Consider the following 19620-nt stretch of genomic DNA (forward strand, 5'->3'; position numbering starts at 1 on the left):
TCGTTATTTCAGTATGACCTTCTGGAAGGGGATCAGGGTGGCCGGATGTAAAAGTTTTTATGCTAAAGGCAGTCGATCATCCGTGATCTTTCTCCCTCGTCAGATATTGTTGTCTGCATCTTCCGTACCGGAAAATTTTTGTTTTTAACCGGGCATCCAACTCTTCAGCATCAATTGCGTTAGAGATATCATTGGGATATGGTGGAAAGAAAAATTTACGCGTCATCGCCCCCGATATTTCGTGTTTCCACGATTATTCGGCTCAGATAGAGTCGTACCGGTTCTGTCGATCCCGAGCTGACCAGGTGAAAGGCCCGAGGCACCGTACGGTGTGGGATCGATACCTGCCCGCGTCGAGCCGCCCTTCTTGACACCTGACGGCAAATCAAATACGATAGGGATCCTGAAGACGTGCACAGGGCCGGGCTGCTCCGTCGATCCAGAGCGGACAGCACGTCCCGCCTGGCCTGCCGAACGCCATGATCGCGCCGGCAGACCGTGTAAGAATGACAGGAGGTAGTTTTGTCAGCTGACGAATGGAAAAGGAATCTTCGAGCGGCGGCTGTTGTTGCCGCCATCATCATTGCCGTTCCGTTGGCCGGTCCACTGGCCGTACAGACCGGTCTTCCCCCGGGCGAGAGGCCGCCCGCGGATGTCTTTTCCCGGGTCGCCGATGCCGGAACAGCGGCTGATCATGGAAACGCGCCATACCTGGTTGTATATGATTCGGCGATCAACCGTATGAAACCCTCAGGCGTGACTTACGTGGAAAGCTATACCATAAGAAAGGTCCTGACCCCGGCAGGCCAGAGAAGCCAGTCTGTTCTGCGATGGAACTACGATCCGCAGAGCAGTTACGTCGAAATAAGGGATGTCAATATAATCCGGGATGGACAGAAGATCCCGGTCGATCTATCGAATGTACACGACCTTCCCGCCCCGCAGTACGCGATCTACTGGAAAGACAGGATCAAGACGCTGCAGCTGCCGAGGCTGAATATAAATGACGGGATCGAGATAAGGCTCTTCAGAAAAGGATTCACCTATGCCCTGCTGGAAGGGCGGAAGCCGGACGCGGACGCGGTTCCCGGAGATGAGAAATATATTCCCCCGATGCCGGGAGAGTATTTCGATATCGTCCTTTTTTCTGACGATGCTCCTGTCGTGGAGAAAAGGTATACGCTCGTCCTTCCATCGGACAAACGTCTCCATTCGCAGATATATAACGGCCCGCTCTATTCGAGCACATCGTTTGCCGGCGATACGACAGAGTATACATGGTGGGGGCTCGATCTTCCCGCCACAGCCAGGGAGCCCCGCCAGCCTGACAGGAGCGATTTCGCGGCGAAGGTGGTCATGGCGACCGCCGAAAGCTGGGAAGCGAAAAGCCGGTGGTTTTTCGACGTCAACCGGGGCCAGTTCGAGGTGACCGAAGATATCAGGATGAAAGTCGACGAGATCCTCCGCGGCGCCGGGGTGGCGAAAGGCAGCGAGGAAGAAAGAGCGAAAGTGCTGCTCCACTGGGTCGCCCAGAATATCCGATACAGCGGGCAGACCATGGGCGAGGGGGAAGGATTCACCCTTCATCCGGGTTCGATGATATTCGAGCAGCGCCATGGCGTCTGCAAGGATATCGCCGGGATGCTGGTGACGATGATGAGAGCGGCGGGGATGAACTCTTTCGCCGCGATGACCATGGCGGGCAGCCGGATAGATGATCTGCCGGCTGATCAGTTCAACCACTGCGTCTGCGCCCTGAAAAAGGAGGATGGATCTTTCGAGATGTACGATCCGACCTGGGTGCCGAACAATAATAACATATGGTCCCTTCTCGAAGCGGAGCAACACTACCTGGTAGGGACTCCGGAAGGGGAAGACCTGTCGAGGATAGATTACAGCCCGCCGGAAGAGTCACCCCTGGTGATAGCCAACGACGCGAAGCTGGCCGCTGACGGGACTCTCGAGGGAAAGATCAGGCTTTCCGGTTCCGGCGCCCTGGACAGCCGCCTGCGCGGCATTATCGCCGGGAGCCGGAAAGATGAGATCGGCGGGACGCTTGCCCGGCTGCTGTCCCCCGTCAGTAACAGGGTCGAGATCCTGGGTTTCGAGTATCACCCGACCGATGATTTCAGTTCTGATATGTGGCTGACGATAAGTTACCGGATCGCGCGTTTCGCTCTTCCGGTCGATGGAGCCCTGGAGTTCAGAAGTCCGATGATGCAGATCGTTCTCAACAACGTCCGGCTCTTCAGGCCTTCCCTCACCGAGTGGGGAGATTCGAGGCAGACGGATGTCTTCCTCTATTATACCCAGCTGATCGACGGGACAGAAAGTATAAGGCTTCCGAAAGGTCTTGTCGTAAGAGATCTTCCCGAATCTGATGTCGTGGACGAGGAGTACGCAAGTTTCAAAGGGACGAGCAGGATGGAAAAAGGAAGGCTGGTAATAACCCAGCGGGCAGAGATCAAAAGAAGACAGATACCTCCCGGCGGATACGCCGGGTTCAAAAAAGCTGTTGATGAAGCGAGGGAGTGGAGCGAAGTCTCGTTCCGCGCCGGGAAGGGAGGCAAGTGATGAAGAGATCAATGACTGTTTCAGGAATATTAATAATCGTTTCCGCTCTTTTGTCTTTCTCTTCGAGTCTCCGGGCTGAAAAGATGGGGATCTCCGGTAGGCACGATCTCGATCAACTCTGGTCGAGGGCGCGAGAGATATTCGATCCTGCCGGGTTTGACGCGATAGTCCTCTTGGAAAGCGAAGGCGTGTCGCTGATGGAAAAGGGCGATCTGAAAAGAAAGATCCACAGAGTTGTGTGGATAAGCACAGGGGTAGCCATACATGAACACGCCGATCTGAGAATACCATACAATTCGAACGGTTCATCGATGAAAGTCCTTAAGCTGAGGACCTGGCGCGGGGGAAGATGGTGGCCTGACGAAAAAAAGATAAGCGATACGGCAGTGGTGGAGACCGTTCCGCACGCCCTCGCCCTGGCTGATGATTATTCGACGGTCCGCGAGACCATGCTTCTGCACGATGGGATAGAGCTTCCATGTATACTCGAGACGGAATATGAGATAACGGGCGCGGGGGAAGCAAATGATGGATGCGACGGTCTTTTCATATTCGCCCGGCGAGATCCGGTCGTGATGTCGGCATTCTCCCTCGATCTACCCCCTGGCGCGGGAGTCAGGTTCGCCACGGGCAATGGAACAGGCGATCCGGAGATCGCAGCGCTCGAAGGAGGCGGAAAAAGGTACCGGTGGATGATGGAGGATCCGGGAAGGCTCTCCGCCTCGCTGGATGAGGATCATACTTCGTACGCGCCATACCTTGCCTGGTCGACCTGGAAGGACTGGAAAGCTCTCGCTTCAAAAATCATGGATTCGTTCAACGGAGCCGCTGATCCCGGCGCGTCGCTGGCCGATACCGCCGCGGCAAGGGCGAGATACGAACCGGGGACACTCTCGAAGATGAGAAAGATCGCTTCGCTTGTCGATGAGTTCACCACGAATATCGCCTACGACGCGAAGCTGTGGAGTTTTTCTCCGAGACCGGCGGTGCGGACCTACGAGACGGCGTACGGACACTCCCTAGATCGGGCCGTGCTTGCCGCTTCGCTGATGAGAAGCATCGGGATCGAGGCATGGCCGTTCTACAGGTCGGCAGGGACGGGCGATATCGATATGACGGTGCCTGGACTGTCGCGTTTCGGCGATATCATGCTGATAGCCGGCGAAGGGGAAGTCACGGCGGTCTATGATCCCTCAACGGGAAGGGTCACCGGCAGGACGGGTATTTTGACGGGCCGGACGGTATTCATGTGTGGAGAGGATGGCGATACTCCCTCGCGTTTCAAACCGGTCCACGCCGGGAAGACCGGGCTGTTCGAACTTACACTTACCATCGACGCCGGTATGGACAAAGAAGCGAAGGGAAAGGGATATCTCAACGCCTCTAATATACTGAGCCCTTACGACGATATGGCGGGGCTCGGCGGCCAGGCGCCCTCTTATCTCGGCAGGCTTGCCGGAGCGGTATTGCCGGGCGCTGAGACAGAATCATATGACATCGAACTCTTTTCCGAACACGCAGTAAAGATCGGGTTCGATTTCAGCGGCGGAGTTTCCGAGGCGGGTGACGGCGGCAGGGTGAGCTTGATCGCCGGTGAGCCGGAAGGGGGTATCTTCTCGTTCCTGGGAAGAGACGTACATCTGTACCAGGAGAAAAGAGAATCTCCCGTCTGCCTTCCCTCAGGAATGGTCCAGAAGATATCGCTCGTGATAGAGACAGTAGGGAGGGAGGTCATCTATATTCCCGAAGAGGTCTCGATGGAGAATGAGGCGGGGAGTTTCCTGCTGACGGTGAGGAATGAAGAGGGCAGGCTCATCGTCGACCGGACCCTTTCCATTGATATAAAGACAGTCCCGGCCAGCATGTGGCCCAGGCTTCGGACTCTCCTTCTCGAATGGACAGATCAGGCGAACAGGACGGTGATATTGAAATAGAGAAGCGAGGCGGGCGAAGGGACCGGATCCCATCCGGCGGCGAGAAGTAAAAATGGAATGAACGAAAGGCTGGAAGGGCAGGAAAAGCTCTTTCAGCCTTTCTCTTTCAGGATCATTCTCGCGTCGGCGATGACGCACCTTGAACCGGAACAGATGACCGGATTGAGATCGACAGAATCGATATAAGATTCGAGTTCCATCACTATATCTGAGAATTCGATCATCAGGGTGGTGAGAGCGCCGATATCTACCGGGTCGGATCCCCTGAAACCCCTGATCAACTGCTGTCCCTTTATGCCGGCGATCATCGATGAGACATCTTCTTCATTCAACGGCGCCATCCTTACCGCGGTATCTTTGTATATCTCTACTCCCACGCCGCCGATCCCCAACAGGATTACCGGGCCGAACTGGCTGTCTACCTTAGCTCCTATTATCAGTTCTATCCCCCTGGCCATCTCGGCTACGACGGCGCCTGTGAAACCGGGGAGCAGGCTGAGGCGCTTGAATGTTGCGCGCAGCTTCTTTTCGGAGTCTATTCCGACGACGACTCCGCCGACATCCGACTTGTGGATTATCTCGGGAGAGACGACTTTGGCGACAACGGGATATCCGTGTTTTTCAGCGAAGGCGACCGCTTCTTCTTCATTGACCGCCATTGTGGATTCGGTGGTATCGAGTCCGCCGACACGAAGGATCTCCATTGCGTCCGGCTCTGTGATCCATCCGGCCTTTTTCGAGCGTTCCAATATGGGTTTTATTTTCTGGATCAACATGTCCTGCACCTTTTCATCGCCTCGACCATGAGTACCGCTCCTTCGATCGAGTGCGCCACAGGGACCCTGTTAAGCTGGAACCCCTCGATGATCATCTTGTATTTTTCCACGTGAGGGACGTACGCGATGATCGGTTTGTTCTCTTCCTGGGAAAGCTGGCCGAGCCTGGCGCCAACATCGGACGTGACCTCGGGCAGATAGGGAAGAAGAAGCATCAGGATGCAATCTATATCGTCGTTTTTGGACAGTTCCCTCGCTGCGACCACGAAATCGTCGTCGCGGGCGCTACCTGTCAGATCGAGAGGATTACCGAGTGATGCTATCTTCTGAATGCTTCCAGAGAGATTTTTCCTTATCTCTTCCTGGACATCCTCGGCCAAAGAGGGGATCTCAAGGCCGCCCTGGCTGCAACGATCGACAGCGACTGCTCCATGACCCCCGCTCGCCGTTACGATCCCGGCCCTTCCCCTGATCGAAACGGGATAACTGCTCAACCCCTCGCAGAATGAGAGCATCTCGTATTCATCGAGAGCTTCGACGATGCCGAACTGTCTCATGACAGAGGAAAAGACGGTGTAATCGCCGGCGATCGAAGCTGTGTGGCTTGAGACGGCGCGGGTTCCCGCTTCGCTCTTCCCCGCTTTCATTATGATTACCGGTTTGGGGCAGCGGCTTGCCGCGTGAGCGAATTCCCTTCCCTTGCCGGGGCTGAATCCCTCGACATAGAAGGCTATGACATCGGTCCTGTCGTCGCGGGCGAAGAACTTCAGAAGGTCTATCTCGTCGATCACCGCCTTGTTGCCGATACTGACGGCCCTGGAGAGCCCGATCCCCTGCCCGGCGAATTTGACCATCTGGTCGACGAGGATCCCCCCGCTCTGGCTGACGATCGCTATATTCCCGCTTTCAGGTCTTACCATCCGTTCGCTCGGCAGGAAAAAAGAATCGACGAAGTCAGGGGAGTAGATGCCGAGGCAGTTCGGACCGATAATCGGAAAGTCGGCTTCAGAAGCGATCCGGCGCAGTTCTTCGGTGAGATCGGTCCGGCCTGTCTCGTCGAAACCTCCGGAGATGACCGCCGCTCCCCCGACCCATTTATTGACGCAATCCTCGAGAACGGGAGGTACATGGTCGGCCCTCACCGCTATGACAGCGAAATCAATCTTTTCGGGGATGTCGCTGATCTTCCTGTATATTTTCTCCTTGTAATATTCGCCACCCTTCGGATTGACGGCGAAGACCCTGACGGGATAACGGAAATAATTCTTGTTATATATGACGTTGGCCGGATGCCGGTCGTTAGTGAGCGATACTCCGACAACGGCCATCGTCTTCGGTTCAAACAGGGTCCGAAAATCCAATTCCTTCCGCTCCTTATTAAAAGGTCTGTTGTTGAGGTATCCTGCACCAGATAGATCGTGTTGTCAAGGAGGAGAATTTTCCGCGGGAAGCAGCGGAGGCGCCAGTGAACCGTGCTTGAAGCATGAGATCGATATCCGTGATCCTTCGCTAATGGCCCCTGCAGGGGCGAGTCCCCGAACGAGAAGGTAAATTATTATTGAGATAGTATCTTCGCCGGGCAGACGGTTCATTTTTATATCTTTAAACCCAATTCGACACTTGATTCGATTTCAGAATTGGGATAGAGTCCTCGGAGTCGAGCGGACAATTAATTTATAATAATCATGGCAGTCGGGGGAGTAGCATGTTTAGTTTTTTTTCCAGGTCGCGGGATCTGACGAGAGCTTTGTCGATATTTCTTACCATGACATTTCTTTTTTCAATCGCTCCGGTCTGCGCCCAGGAACCGGAGGACAGGATATTCGCGATCTGGGAAGAGATAGGACTTCTGAGGGCAAGGGGCGATTATGGGAAGGCTGAAGAGATCCTCGAACAGGTCCTGATAGATTATGTCGACGACGAGTTTGTGCTGAGAAGAGCGTGGAACCTTCTTGTGCACACAAGGTTCAAGATGAATGATGATGAAAGTGCCATGGAGACGGCGAGGATGGCGCTTGAGAGATTCCCGGATCTGACAGTGAATACGGCGATCCTGCCGGCCTCGATGAATGATACTTATGACGAGCTTAGAAGTTCGATGTACGGTTCTCTCGAAGTGACCGGTCCGGAAGGAGCGGTGTTGTTCCTCGACGCCGATTCGCTCGGAACAGCTCCGGTTAAGTTCGAATATATCCGCACGGGAATGTACCTGCTGACAGCTTCAAAAAAAGGGTACCACTCCAGGGCGGATACGGTCAGGATCGATCCAAGCGAGACCCTGACCTTCGGCATGACGCTCGACAGGAGAAAAGATACCAGGTGGTGGCTCTACAGGATAGTACCTGCCGCCGCGGCCGTCGCGCTGATAATATATCTGACGAGGCCTGATAATTCGAGCACGCCGGTCGAGCAGCCGCTTCCCTGGCCCCCTGATCCACCACAATAATACAGGCGGGAGATGAATAAAGAAGATGGTTTCTGACAGAGGATTCAGAACGATACCAAACCCGTATATTGTCGGCAATCCCATCGAAGACAAAAAAATGTTCTTCGGTCGGCTCGATGATTTCGAGTTCATAAGGAAAAAAGTCACCGCCAACCGGCAGGGCGGTATAATCGTACTCTGCGGATCGCGAAGGAGCGGCAAGACCTCTATCCTCTTCCAGATAAACCAGGGCAGGCTGGGTGATGATTTTCTTCCCGTATTGATAGATATGCAATCGGTCACGGTCCAGAGCGACAGGGAATTCCTCGAAATAATCGCGAGGGAGATAGACGCCGTCCTGGAAGGTTCCGGTTCGCTGGTAGACGAGGGATTTCAGTCGCGGCTTGAAGCGAATCCTCTTCTAGCCTTCAATGAGTTCACCGGGAGACTCAACGAGAAGATAGCCGGCAGGAACCTGATCCTGATGTTCGACGAGTATGAGCTTTTCGAGACGCATATCGAGCGCCAGCGATTCAGCAAGGATGTCCTCAATCTGATGGCGTACTGGATGGAAAACAACGAAGGAGTCTATTTTCTCTTTACCGGCTCGGACAAGCTTGAAAAAAGGAATCCTGAATACTGGGAATCGTTTCTCGGTAAAGCCCTTCATCGAAGGATCAGTTTTCTCAGCCATGCCGACGCTCTGAGGCTGATCAGCGAACCGGTGAAAGATATCGTCAAATATGACAAGGGAGTCACCGGGAAGATCTTCGAACTTACGGCGGGCCAGCCATTTTACACCCAGGTCATATGCCAGTCCCTGGTCGATCACCTCAACGAATCAGGCAAGAATACGGTCTCTGAAGAGGATATTGACGATGTGGTCGAGGAGATCATTGAGAATCCGCTACCCCAGATGATTTTTTCATGGAGTTCGATGACGCAGATCGAAAGGATCGTTCTTTCGATCATAGCCGAGCTGAGCAAGGAAGATTCAGAGGTTGTCACTTCCGACGACATGCTCTCTTTTATCGAATCCGAGAAGATCGGATATAATGTCGATCCAAACAAGCTCAGGGAAGCGGCGGAAAGACTTTTTCACCAGGATCATCTTTTCAAGGACCAGGATACCGAAGGTTATACTTTCAGGATGGACCTCTGGCGGCGCTGGACGATCCGGATGCATTCGATATGGCAGGTCCTTGATGAGATAACCGCCGATGGAGCTCAGCTCGAAGAAGGGATATTACCTGTCCGTAAAAGACTCAAAGCGGTAATAGTGACGGCTTTTTTTGCCGCGGCGGTCATTATCGCCGCTTCCGTGCTCTACAGTATCAACGTACGCGAACGCGGCAGGGTCGCCGGGCTCGCGGTCAGGCAGGATTCCACGCGGCTGTCCGTCGATACAGAACCTGCCGGAGCCCAGATATTCGTCGACAGGACTTTCGTCGGGCTCTCTCCCGTGCGCGAGACGGTTCCGGCGAAGAGGTCGGCGCTGAGAGTGACACTTGCAGGGTACAGGGAGTTTGAGGATTCAGTCGATCTTGAAAAGGATCTTCCTTATGAAAGAATGATCGATCTGGAAGAAGAGACAGGATCGATCATGATCAGTTCTTTTCCGGAAGGAGCAGAGGTCGTTCTTGACGGGAACAGGGTGGAGACTCGTACGCCGATAAGATTTGATTCTCTTTCGGTCAACGTCCTTCATAAATGCCGGGTGATGCTGCCCGGATATTATGTCCACGAATTCAACGGGATCGAACTGACCGCCGATTCCGTCACTACACTTTTTCACAGGTTCAGCAGGATGCTTCATCCGCTTACGGTCATCTCCGAACCGGCGGGGGCGAAAATCCTGATAGACGGAGTCGAGCGCGGACATGCCCCCGTCAGTATTAGCCGTATTGAAGAAGGAGAGCATCTGCTTTCCGCTGTCCTTGAAGGTTACTATGACAAGAGCAGTCAGATAACAGTGCCGGTGGATGAAAACCAGGTAAGGATAGATCTGGTCCTTCTTCCGCCGGGAGACCTCGTGCTGGAGATACTTCCTTACGCCGAGCTCTGGATCGACGGGCAGCTGGTCGATAGCGACGCGGTCAATTACCGGGTCTCATTAAGGCCTGGCAGGCACGAGATCGAATTGCGGCATCCCGTCTTCGGAAATCTGAAGGAAACGGTTATCCTGGTCTCTGGCGAGACGCTGACGAGAACATTCAACCTGGAGCGGAAGTGATGATAGCGGGAGAAGTGATCTCCGGAAAATACCGTATCGTGAAAAAGATAGGTCAGGGCGGTTTCGCATCGGTCTATCTCGCATTCGATCTGAAGCTGGAAAGGGAAGTCGCGATAAAAGTCCTCTCCAGCGTCGAGGACAATAATCTTTTCCGCGAAAGGTTTTACCGCGAGTCGCAGGCCCTGGCCAAACTCAACCACCCGAATATTATCACCGTTTTCGATTGCGGTGAACACAATGGGCATGAATTTCTCGTGATGGAGCTCGTCAACGGTCCTTCCCTTGAGACTCTCATATCCAAGATGACGCTTAAAATGCCGCAGGTATGCTCGATCGCCCTGCAGATCTGCGAAGCGATGCGATACGCCCATGACCAGGGATTCCTGCACAGGGACCTGACCCTGAAGAATATCATGCTCGATGAAGAGGAAACGGAAAATGCCAGGGTAAAGATACTCGATTTCGGACTGGTCAAACTCCTTTACTCCGATATAAAGACGACCGGAAACGCGATGATGGGGACTCCCGCTTTCATGGCGCCTGAACAGGTCGTCGGCAAGCCGGTAGACAACAGGATAGACATATGGGCTTTCGGGGTGGGGCTCTACAGGATAATCACGGGAGAGTTCCCGTTCAAGGGAGAGCATCCCGCCGCGCTTATGTATTCGATTGTCAATGACGCTGAACTGGAGATCCCTGCCACAGTTCCCCGGGGCTTGAAAAAATTGATCAGCGACTGCCTCGCCAAAGACCCTGAAAAACGGCCTCTTGATTTCGGGGAGATCGCTTCCGCGCTCGAGGAGATCGATGCCGAACTGAGAGACGGAGAGAGCAGACCCGGCACGGAGCTGGTCACGAATGTCGGATCGCTCGCCGAGCGAAACAGCAAGAGGAACCCGTATCTCAACCGTGTCATGATAAAAAGCCCGAATGATTTTTTCGGCCGCGAAAAAGAGATACGGAAAATATATTCACGCCTCGACGCGCCGCAACCCCAGTCGATATCGGTGGTCGGTGACCGCAGGATCGGCAAATCATCCCTGCTCAACCATATCCATAACAGGAAGAACCGCAAAAAATTCATGCAGAATTACGATTCTTCAATATTTGTCTATCTCGACTTTCAGAATACCGTCGACAATGACGTCTCCAAATTCATCGACCTGTTGTTCAACGTGTTCAGTTTTGAGACAGGCGATCAGACGAGATATACGGCGAGGCCAAAGACTCTCGATCAACTCAAGGACGTCATAGAGGAACTGCATGAAGAGGGCAAGCGGATCATAATAATGATGGATGAATTCGAATTGATCACGCGTAACGAGAATTTCGAGCAGGATTTTTTTTCATTTCTGCGCTCTCTCGCCAACACGTACAGGGTGGCGTATGTGACCTCATCGCGTGAAGAACTGCAGTTGATGTGTCACGACAAGGATATTTCGGATTCCCCTTTCTTCAATATCTTTTCGAATCTGCCCCTCAGGCCGTTCAGCCGTGAAGATGCCGACAAGCTTATCTCGATCCCGTCAAGACGCGAAGGCGTCCCACTCGAGGAATATTCGGAAAGGCTGCTCGACATGGCCGGACTCTTTCCATTTTATCTCCAGATAGCATGTTCCTCTCTCTTTGAATTCATAGTGGATAATCCTTCCGCCGATCCGGACTGGAAGGAAGTCCTCAGGGTATTCACTGAGGAGGCTCAACCGCATTACAACTTCATATGGGAGAGGTTCGATGATCCGGAAAGGGGAAATCTCGCCAGGATCGTCCAGGGGAAAATGATCGATAAAAAATTCAATTACGTGACTGAGAATCTTCTCAGGCGGGGTTATCTTGTCGAGGATGGCGGCGGGCTGAGATTATGCTCGAGTACCTTTGCCGATTTTGCGGCTGGCCGTTCAGGAGGGCAGTCGGGACAAGGTTTAAGATTCTCATCTATTCTCAGCCGGTTAAGGAAAAAGAATCCCGGTTGACCATCTGCCGCGCCGGCTTGAAAGTCCCGGTTTCCATCCTGGGAGAGAAGTATGAGGGCCTTGGCCTGTCTTTACGCGATATCAGGAACCTTTCCGGCAAATTCCGCTGTTTTCACTTGCCATCTCAGGACGGGTAATGACAGGATGACGAGGAAAAGGGTGCTTCTGAAATGAGAATCTGTTCGATCTCGCGATCGATGATATTTCTTCCGCTGATCGTCTCTCTCCTGGCGGGGTGCGGAAAGGGAAGGATGACCGGCAGAGAACCGGCCGATCGCGAAGACTGTCTTGTCATCGAGGCCGTGAAAAAGCGCGCCGATTCTATAAGAGTGGCTCTCTTTGATAATATCGATCCGGCAGACATCCCTTTTCCCCGCAACGGATCGGAACGCTTCCTCTTCGGTAATCTCTACGAATCCCTGATAAAGATCGATTGCCGGGGTCAGGTATCTCCATCCCTCGCCAGCAGGTGGGAAAGTACGGACAGGGGGAGATGCTGGCGATTCGAACTCGATAGAGAAGCTGTTTTCTGGAATGGAACTGCTGTCACCGCGAATGATGTGATCCGGTGCTGGGACCGCGATGAACTTAAATCGATGTTCGCCCTGGCAGGAATAGATTCCTTTTCAGCCGAAGGGGCGACGAAGATCAATATATATTTGATGGAACGATCGACGGAGGTGCCGCGCGCTCTCGCTTCAGAGGCATTCTCCGTATACAGGCGTTCTCTTTTTTCGCGCTGGCCCCTCGGAACCGGAGACTTCAGAGTCGTCGAGAGAGCGCCAAAAACCCGCGAGTCTGATCAGAATCTTGCTATCCAGCCTGCTTTTTCCCGCCATGGACCTTTTATAGATATTTTAACGATACCTGTCGAAGAGGCGAGAGACATCCTTGAAAGTTCGATAGACCTTCTTGTCACAGGCGATCAGGAAACAATCGATTTCGCCGTGAAAAGAGGAAGTTTTATCACGGAAAGACTCCCGTGGAGTTCGACCTATATGCTCCTGTCGACATCGCGGGTGAGGGATATCAGGCTCGGCAGGAGAACAGAACCGATCTCGCCCGGGCTGCGGGAAAACCTCGCGCATTTCGCCATAAGGTGCGAAGCACGGGCAAGCCGTCCGGGGGGATGGTGGGATCGTATGGGAGATCGCCGTTCTCTGTCATCAGGAGTCAAATGGCCCCCGGTCTTTCTTGCCGGAGCCGATATTGATTCAGAGAGGCGAAGGATCGTATATGATATAAACGATGAGACTTCCAGGGATATAGCGGAGCGGCTCGTCGCCCTGGCAGGCGGCGATCCGGATATTTCAAATGATTCCCGCGATCTTTTATCTGTGATTCCCGATATCGAAGGCAGGTACGCATCTGGTGTCCCGCTCAGAGCGGAAGGGCTGGCGCGTGAAGATCTCGACCGCAGTGTTCTCTCCGGCGATGATTTCGCTTACATTATAAAAGTGGCGCGCAACAGCTTCGATCCATCTTTTCAGGCGGGGCTTTTCATGGAAAAGATCAACTGGGTTTCCGGCCTTGAAGGCAATTTTTCAAAAGCCCTGCTCACCCTTGCAGACACGAGGGAGACAGTCATAGCGAGAAAGGATGCCGCATCGATCTCCGTCGACTGGTCCGGCAGGATAATAATAATGGTGAACAGGGGTGAACGAAGATGACGGCCGGGATATTTCACGATAGTAATTAAAAGGTGAGTGAAGATGAACTTCCGCCCCAGGTTGATAATAACATCCCTCCTGGCAGTCCTTCTTCCGATGATCGTCCTGGCTTTTTTCATCCGGGGCGAGATGACCAGGCGCATATCAGCGCAGTACCGGCGGCGCGTCGAGTCGATGACGGCGGTAATAGAGGAAGACCTCCGGAAGGAAAGCGACGATATAGGAAAAACGGTCGACGCACTTATGGAAAGTCTCGCCGACGACAACAGCTTCAGGAATGCCGCGGCGAGCCAGGACGCGCAATCGAGGCGTTATCTGATAGATCTCGCGGGAAATGTTATCGATCTGCCCGGCCTGTCGATGCTTCAGATACAGGACCGATCAGGCAGGATAATAAGTTCGGGTCACTTCAGAAATGAATTCGACAGGATAGACAGGGATCTGCCCCTCCTCCTTTCCTCTGTAAAGGAAGGTCCGGTACTTGCCGAGGCGCGAGCTCCCGACTCTCCTTTTCTCGTTCTCGCCAGGGTCGATTCGTTCGTGATATCCGGCAGATATTTCACCGTCTCGGCCGGCAGGCGAGTCGACCAGGAATTTCTCGGAAGGCTTTCAAGAGAGGATATGCTCGATATCGTTCTTCTCTGGCCTGGCGGGGCGATCGGTTCGGGAGATAAGGAAGAGGAAAAAGAAGGCACCAGCAATGCCGGCCCTGGCCGGGAGGAAGAAGGGCTCGAGGGGGCGACGGGGAGTCTCGATCTGCCGTTTATAGGCATTGATCGCGCCGGAGTCGGGGAAGCGTCGTTCAAGGTGACTCACCGGGTAGATGAACTCGTAGCCCTGAGAAGAAGCATGGACAGGTGGTTCACAATCGCCCTTCTCAGCGCGGCAGTCTTCTCGATCATCCTCGTCAGCTGGCTCTCTTCGAGAATAAGCAGGCCCCTGACGGAACTGGCCGAAAAGACGGCGCAGATAGACCTCGAAAAGCTCGATGTCGATTTTGATAGTCCCAGGCGAGATGAGATAGGAGCCCTGTCGAGGATGCTCATGGCTATGACAGAGAGGCTCCGTTCGAGCGCGGCGAGGATCAGGGATGCCGAGCACCGCGCCACGTTGGGCGAACTGGCCAGGCAGGTCAATCACGATATAAAAAACGGCCTCACCCCGATTAGGAATATCTTCCGGCACCTTTCGGAGATCGAGAAGAGCGATCCGGCAGGCATGCCGGGGATATTCAATGAGCGGCGCGCCGTCCTCGAATCGAGTATCGAGTATCTCGATGATCTGGCGTCGAACTACGCCAGGCTCTCTCCATCGGCCAGTATCGGGATATGCGACGTCAATTCTGCGGTCATAAAAGTCGCCAGAGAGCTGCGAGCTTCAAGGCGGGCGGAAGTCCAGGTCGACCTCGCTGATGGCGCTTTCATCATGGGAGATGCTGTCGCTGTGAGACGCGTCGTGGAAAATCTCGCCGGGAACGCCGCGGACAGCCTTGAAGATAAGAGGGGAACGGTCTCGATAACAACCTCGATCATCAGCGGAAAGGGCGGCGATGAGAAGGTCCGCCTGAGTGTCAGCGACACGGGAAGCGGGATGACCGAGAAAGAGATGGCGGCTATTTTCAATGATTTTTATACTACAAAGGAGAGGGGAGTCGGGCTGGGGCTTTCGATAGTCAGACGACTTGTCATCGATCTTGGCGGGTCGATAAATGTTGAAAGCGCCAGGGGAAAGGGGAGCCGGTTTGTCGTCGATATTCCACGGGCCGCACGGTCCTGCTGAAAGTGAGGCGCCATGTCACTTATCCTGGTAGTGGATGATCTTCTTAACCTCGCTCAGCAGTACGCCTATGACCTGAAAAGGGTCGGCGGATTCGACGTGATTATCGCCACCGGCGGGGCGCAGGCTCTTGAGATGATCTCCGGCGAGGCGGTCGACTGCGTGATACTCGACCTCGAGATGCCTGGAGTGGACGGGTTCGAAGTGCTCCGGACGATGAAAGAACGACGGATAGGTATTCCTGTGATAGTCTACACCGGGACCGGCGATTTTGACAGGTGCGTAAAAGCGGTCAATCTCGGGGCGTACGGGTTTATCGACAAGTCGGAGTCGATGGAAAGAGTCGCGCTCGAGGTGAAGAATGCTCTCGAGAGGAACCGGCTCGAGGTCGAAGTAAAGTCGCTCAGGCAGGAAACCGGAAGAGGCACTCCGCTGACAGGCTCGAGCAGGGCGATGGAGGACCTCAGGGAGCAGATAGGGCGGATAGCCCCGTTCCCCGGCACCGTACTCGTCGTCGGGGAAAGCGGGACGGGAAAGGAACTCGTCGCGAGAGAACTGCACAGGCTCGGACCGGGAGAAAAGACTCCCTTTGTCGCCGTCAACAGCGCCGCTTTTCCGGAAAATCTCATTGAAAGCGAACTTTTCGGACATGAGCGTGGGGCTTTCACCGGGGCAAGCAGGTTGCACAGGGGAGCGTTCGAGCGGGCGACGGGAGGCACCCTATTCCTCGACGAGATAGGAGAACTTCCTCTTCCCGCCCAGGCGAAGCTTCTTCGGGTCCTGGAGGAAAAGAAGATAACGAGGATCGGAGGCGAAAAGAGTATCGGCGTCGACGCGAGAGTCGTTACCGCGACGAACCGGGATCTTGAATCGCTCCAGGCGGAGGGGAGATTCAGGCAGGATCTTTACTATCGGCTCAATGTCCATATCCTGCGGATACCGCCGCTGCGGGAGCGCAAGTCGGATATTGCCGAACTGACAGACCATTTCCTGAGGAGTATCTGCTCTGGCTACGGTATCAGGGAGAAGAAGCTTGACGATGGGGTCCTCGATCTTCTTTCCCGGTACGACTGGAAACGGAACAATGTACGCGAATTGAGGAATATTATCGAGAGGATGATAATAGCCTCCGATGCCGGCCTGATACAGATCGGCCACGTTCCGGCGGAAGTGGCGGGGAGAGGCCCGGCCGGGAAGGGGCCCCGGACTTTTCAGGAGATGAAATCGGAATCAGAGCGCCGGATAATCATTTCGGCCCTTGAGCGAAACGGCTGGCAGATCACGACTACCGCCGCCGAACTCGGCCTGGCAGATCACTCGAGCCTTCTCAAGATCATGAGACGGCATAATATCAAAAGAAAATAATCATGTGTCCATGGGGACACATTTCTGTGATCAAATAAGTGTCCAAATGGACACAAAAGGAGACGTCTTTTTCCCCGCCGCGATTTGCTTCGCTTTTCATCCATTTGTAAAATAACAAGATACGACTGGCATCAATTGCTTTCCCTTCGCTGGCCTTCCGCTTGCCCTGCTAAAGGTACAGGAACGGTCAAGGAGTCAACGCCCGGGAAGGGCAAAACCTGAAAGGAGGGTCACAATGTTGAATACGTCTGGAAGAACGAGGAGAGCAGTAGCCGGCGTAGCATGCATCGTGATGCTTGTCATATCCATGGCGCTGTCAGGCTGTGGAAACGAGGAAGGAAAGAGCAGCAGGGGGATCAGGGTCGAAAGGATCACCAGGGATGATCCGGCGAAGAGGGCAACGGCTGAGCAGCCGGAAGTCGCCGCCATCGCGCCCGCGATTGAAGAAGCAGAGCCGGAGGCGGAGAGAGTCAGCGCCGCTGACCGGGAAGTCTCCTATGAAGAAGCAGAGGAAGCGTATTTTGAAAAACGGTATGCCGAAGCGACTGAACTGTTCGGTTATTATACCGATCGCAAGAGCGAGAACCCGTGGGGATTTTTCATGCTGGGTCTATCGGCATGGAAGGCAAAAGATTACGAGACGGCTGAACGGGGTTTTCAGACTGCCATCCGGCTCGATCCGAACCATGTAAAAAGCTGGCTTGGCATGAGCAGGGTCCTTCTTGATACGGGACGGCCTCTCGAGTCGCTCGAGACCACCGGCAGGGCGCTCGAGATCGACAGCGGATCGAACGACGCTTTCCGGCTTCAGGGAAGAGCCTGCCACCAGCTCGGCAGAAGCGAAGAGGCGATCGACGCCTACCGCCGGGCGATCGTCATCGATATCAATGACGCGTGGTCGATGAACAATCTTGCCCTGATACTTATCGAGGAAGGCAGGTTCGATGAGGCCCTCGCGCCGCTCGCCCGCGCTACCGAGCTCAGGGACGATATCGCAGTCTTTCAGAACAATCTCGGAATGGCGCTCGAGCACACCGGTCATTTCAAAGCTGCCGCCGAAGCGTATGCCTCCGCGGTCAAGATCGATGAATCTTATGAAAAGGCTTATGAGAACCAGCTTCGCGTGGAAGGGGTCGTGGAGGATCCAGGCAGGGAAAGTATCGATCTAGTCTCTCTCGCCGCCTCTTTCGCCGAAAGTATCCCGGGCTGGGAGGTGGCAGGAGTGGAAGAAAGCGCTCCGGCAGCCGCGCTCACAGTACCGGAATCCGCCGCAACAGCGACGGGAAGCATAGCCTCGATAAACCCGGCCGATTCCATCGCGGGAGGGAATGACAGATAAGAACCAGGATCTCTGGTGTGGTGATGACGCGGGGATGGAAGGTCCCGCTCCGGAAAGCCCGGGGCGGGACCTTTGCTGTTGAAAAGAATAAAGTCTGATAGGCCTGATAATTCAATCAGCCGGGAGGACCCTGCCTTCAACTCTCCTTGATAATGACGCGGTTATATGAGAGAATACTCCCGTGGCTCCAGGGATGGGGCGATGAGATCGATGAAGATCGAAAATACCTGCCGAAAGGAAAGAGTATGGAAAAGAAAAGAGATCTTACTACCCTGGAAGTGCTGAGTATCGGAATAAAATCCGAGATCGACGCAGTCAAGCTCTACACGAAGATGAAAGATATGGTCGAGACCGATGATCTGAAGGAAAAGATGGATTTTCTCATCTCCCAGGAACAGAAGCATGAGCAGATCCTGACAGAGGTATACAGGAAAAAGTCACCCGATGTCGACCTGGCCCTCCCCAAAAACTCGATCGTCCCGATGATAGACGAAGTGCTTGGGAGGGAATCGACGCTGAAGGAACTCTTTCAGGTAGCGATGAAAGCGGAACAGCTCGCGCAGAAGTTCTACGCCGACCTCGCCGCGAAGACATCCGATTCAAACGCGAAATCGATCCTTCTCTACATGGCAAGCATGGAACAGAGCCACTACGCGATCCTCCAGGCCGAATTCGGCCAGATGGAGATGTTGAACACTGAAGACGCTACGAATTTCCTCGACAGTGAAGGCCTGATGTTCATGGGGCCATAGGCCCCCCGCGTCGAATAGAGAGAGATTTGCGTAAAAGAGTTTACGATCCAGATATCCCGGCCAATCTCGCTCCCGGTAAACCGGCCGATGAAGGCGATCTTATTATAAGTCGCAGGTACAGGCTTGTGTCCTCACTGTCCCCCTCCCGGGGCGGGCTCTTCCTTGATTTCGGCTGCGGCAACGGAGCCCAGACATTCCTTTTCGCGGAGGATTTTCCCCTCCTTGCCGGCGTCGATATAGGGATCAGCCACCTTCGCCAGCTCAGGATCGAAGCGGAGAGGAAAGGTCTCGGGGGAAAAATCATTCCGATCCGCTACGATGGATACTCGATACCTCTTTCCGATTCATCTGTCGATTACTGCGTATCATTCGAAGTCCTCGAGCACGTGAAGGATGAAAAGCGCGTTCTCTGCGAACTGGCAAGGGTCCTTAAGCCGGGGGGCATACTGGCCGTATCGGTTCCGAACAGGTGGTGGATATTCGAGACGCATGGCGCCGATCTGCCCCTTCTGCCGTGGAACAGGATCCCGTTTTTCAGTTGGCTTCCCCGCGCGATCCACGACCGGTATGCCAGGGCGAGGATATATACGAAAAGGGAGATCATCGGAAAACTCCGGGAGAGCGGTCTTGAAATCATAAGGGATGTCTATGTGACAGCTCCGATGGATGTCGTGAGATGGAGCTGGCTGAAAAGGACCCTGCGATCGACCATCTTCAGAAAAGACAGTTGCCGACTGCCCGTGCTATCGACCGCGATTCTCGTCGTAGCGGAAAAAAGATAGAAGAAGACCCGGCCGCGATCC

The 19620-nt window shown here is 54.1% G+C and carries 13 protein-coding genes; 11 read left to right on the forward strand and 2 right to left on the reverse strand.

Translation table 11 applies throughout. The annotated features are described in order from the left end of the window. The first annotated feature begins 522 nt into the window (after positions 1 to 522). A complete protein-coding gene (locus JW814_07010) occupies positions 523 to 2574 on the forward strand; it encodes a DUF3857 and transglutaminase domain-containing protein (GenBank protein MBN2071192.1) in 2052 nt (683 codons plus the stop codon). After that, complete coding sequence (locus JW814_07015; GenBank protein MBN2071193.1) at positions 2574 to 4508, forward strand: DUF3857 domain-containing protein; 1935 nt, start codon at positions 2574 to 2576, stop codon at positions 4506 to 4508. The genes JW814_07010 and JW814_07015 overlap by 1 nt, the downstream gene beginning before the upstream one ends. Positions 4509 to 4600: 92 nt before the next feature. Here the strand turns inward: JW814_07015 and JW814_07020 are convergent, their stop codons facing one another. Further along, positions 4601 to 5284, reverse strand: coding sequence for an acetate--CoA ligase family protein (locus tag JW814_07020; GenBank protein ID MBN2071194.1), 684 nt, complete (start codon positions 5282 to 5284; stop codon positions 4601 to 4603). After that, entirely contained in the window at positions 5278 to 6645 is a 1368-nt protein-coding gene (locus JW814_07025; protein ID MBN2071195.1) for a CoA-binding protein, read from the reverse strand. The genes JW814_07020 and JW814_07025 overlap by 7 nt, the downstream gene beginning before the upstream one ends. A gap of 344 nt (positions 6646 to 6989) precedes the next feature. On the opposite strand from JW814_07025, the gene JW814_07030 reads away from it, so the two are divergent. The 9 genes from JW814_07030 (at position 6990) to JW814_07070 (ending at position 19599) form a co-directional block, all read left to right on the forward strand. Then, positions 6990 to 7730 (forward strand): tetratricopeptide repeat protein, encoded by a 741-nt coding sequence (locus JW814_07030; GenBank protein MBN2071196.1) that lies wholly within the window; start codon positions 6990 to 6992, stop codon positions 7728 to 7730. Between the two features lie 25 nt (positions 7731 to 7755). Further along, positions 7756 to 9942, forward strand: coding sequence for a PEGA domain-containing protein (locus JW814_07035; GenBank protein ID MBN2071197.1), 2187 nt, complete (start codon positions 7756 to 7758; stop codon positions 9940 to 9942). Beyond that, entirely contained in the window at positions 9942 to 11915 is a 1974-nt protein-coding gene (locus JW814_07040) for a protein kinase (protein ID MBN2071198.1), read from the forward strand. Before JW814_07035 ends, JW814_07040 begins: the two co-directional genes overlap by 1 nt. Before the next feature lie 170 nt (positions 11916 to 12085). Then, on the forward strand, positions 12086 to 13585 hold the full coding sequence (locus tag JW814_07045) for a hypothetical protein (GenBank protein ID MBN2071199.1): 1500 nt from the start codon (positions 12086 to 12088) through the stop codon (positions 13583 to 13585). Positions 13586 to 13627: 42 nt separating this feature from the next. Beyond that, positions 13628 to 15364, forward strand: a complete 1737-nt coding sequence (locus JW814_07050) for a HAMP domain-containing histidine kinase (GenBank protein MBN2071200.1) — start codon at positions 13628 to 13630, stop codon at positions 15362 to 15364. A gap of 12 nt (positions 15365 to 15376) precedes the next feature. Then, on the forward strand, positions 15377 to 16726 hold the full coding sequence (locus tag JW814_07055) for a sigma-54-dependent Fis family transcriptional regulator (protein MBN2071201.1): 1350 nt from the start codon (positions 15377 to 15379) through the stop codon (positions 16724 to 16726). A gap of 235 nt (positions 16727 to 16961) precedes the next feature. After that, positions 16962 to 18065: a tetratricopeptide repeat protein gene (locus tag JW814_07060; protein MBN2071202.1), complete on the forward strand. Its 1104-nt coding sequence runs from the start codon at positions 16962 to 16964 to the stop codon at positions 18063 to 18065. A 245-nt stretch (positions 18066 to 18310) separates the two neighbouring features. Next, positions 18311 to 18817, forward strand: coding sequence for a ferritin family protein (locus JW814_07065; GenBank protein ID MBN2071203.1), 507 nt, complete (start codon positions 18311 to 18313; stop codon positions 18815 to 18817). Between the two features lie 26 nt (positions 18818 to 18843). Next, positions 18844 to 19599 (forward strand): methyltransferase domain-containing protein, encoded by a 756-nt coding sequence (locus tag JW814_07070; GenBank protein ID MBN2071204.1) that lies wholly within the window; start codon positions 18844 to 18846, stop codon positions 19597 to 19599. Positions 19600 to 19620 lie beyond the last annotated feature (21 nt).

The organism is Candidatus Krumholzibacteriota bacterium (assembly GCA_016932415.1).
Taxonomy (GTDB): Bacteria; Krumholzibacteriota; Krumholzibacteriia; order Krumholzibacteriales; family Krumholzibacteriaceae; genus Krumholzibacterium.

What these genes read in the sequence shown, in the direction of transcription:
- JW814_07015 (MBN2071193.1), top strand. Translation starts at nt 2,574, where the DNA reads ATGAAGAGATCAATGACTGTTTCAGGAATATTAATAATCGTTTCCGCT.
- JW814_07020 (MBN2071194.1), bottom strand. Translation starts at nt 5,284, where the DNA reads ATGTTGATCCAGAAAATAAAACCCATATTGGAACGCTCGAAAAAGGCC.
- JW814_07030 (MBN2071196.1), top strand. Translation starts at nt 6,990, where the DNA reads ATGTTTAGTTTTTTTTCCAGGTCGCGGGATCTGACGAGAGCTTTGTCG.
- JW814_07035 (MBN2071197.1), top strand. Translation starts at nt 7,756, where the DNA reads ATGGTTTCTGACAGAGGATTCAGAACGATACCAAACCCGTATATTGTC.
- JW814_07040 (MBN2071198.1), top strand. Translation starts at nt 9,942, where the DNA reads ATGATAGCGGGAGAAGTGATCTCCGGAAAATACCGTATCGTGAAAAAG.
- JW814_07045 (MBN2071199.1), top strand. Translation starts at nt 12,086, where the DNA reads ATGAGAATCTGTTCGATCTCGCGATCGATGATATTTCTTCCGCTGATC.
- JW814_07050 (MBN2071200.1), top strand. Translation starts at nt 13,628, where the DNA reads ATGAACTTCCGCCCCAGGTTGATAATAACATCCCTCCTGGCAGTCCTT.
- JW814_07055 (MBN2071201.1), top strand. Translation starts at nt 15,377, where the DNA reads ATGTCACTTATCCTGGTAGTGGATGATCTTCTTAACCTCGCTCAGCAG.
- JW814_07060 (MBN2071202.1), top strand. Translation starts at nt 16,962, where the DNA reads ATGTTGAATACGTCTGGAAGAACGAGGAGAGCAGTAGCCGGCGTAGCA.
- JW814_07065 (MBN2071203.1), top strand. Translation starts at nt 18,311, where the DNA reads ATGGAAAAGAAAAGAGATCTTACTACCCTGGAAGTGCTGAGTATCGGA.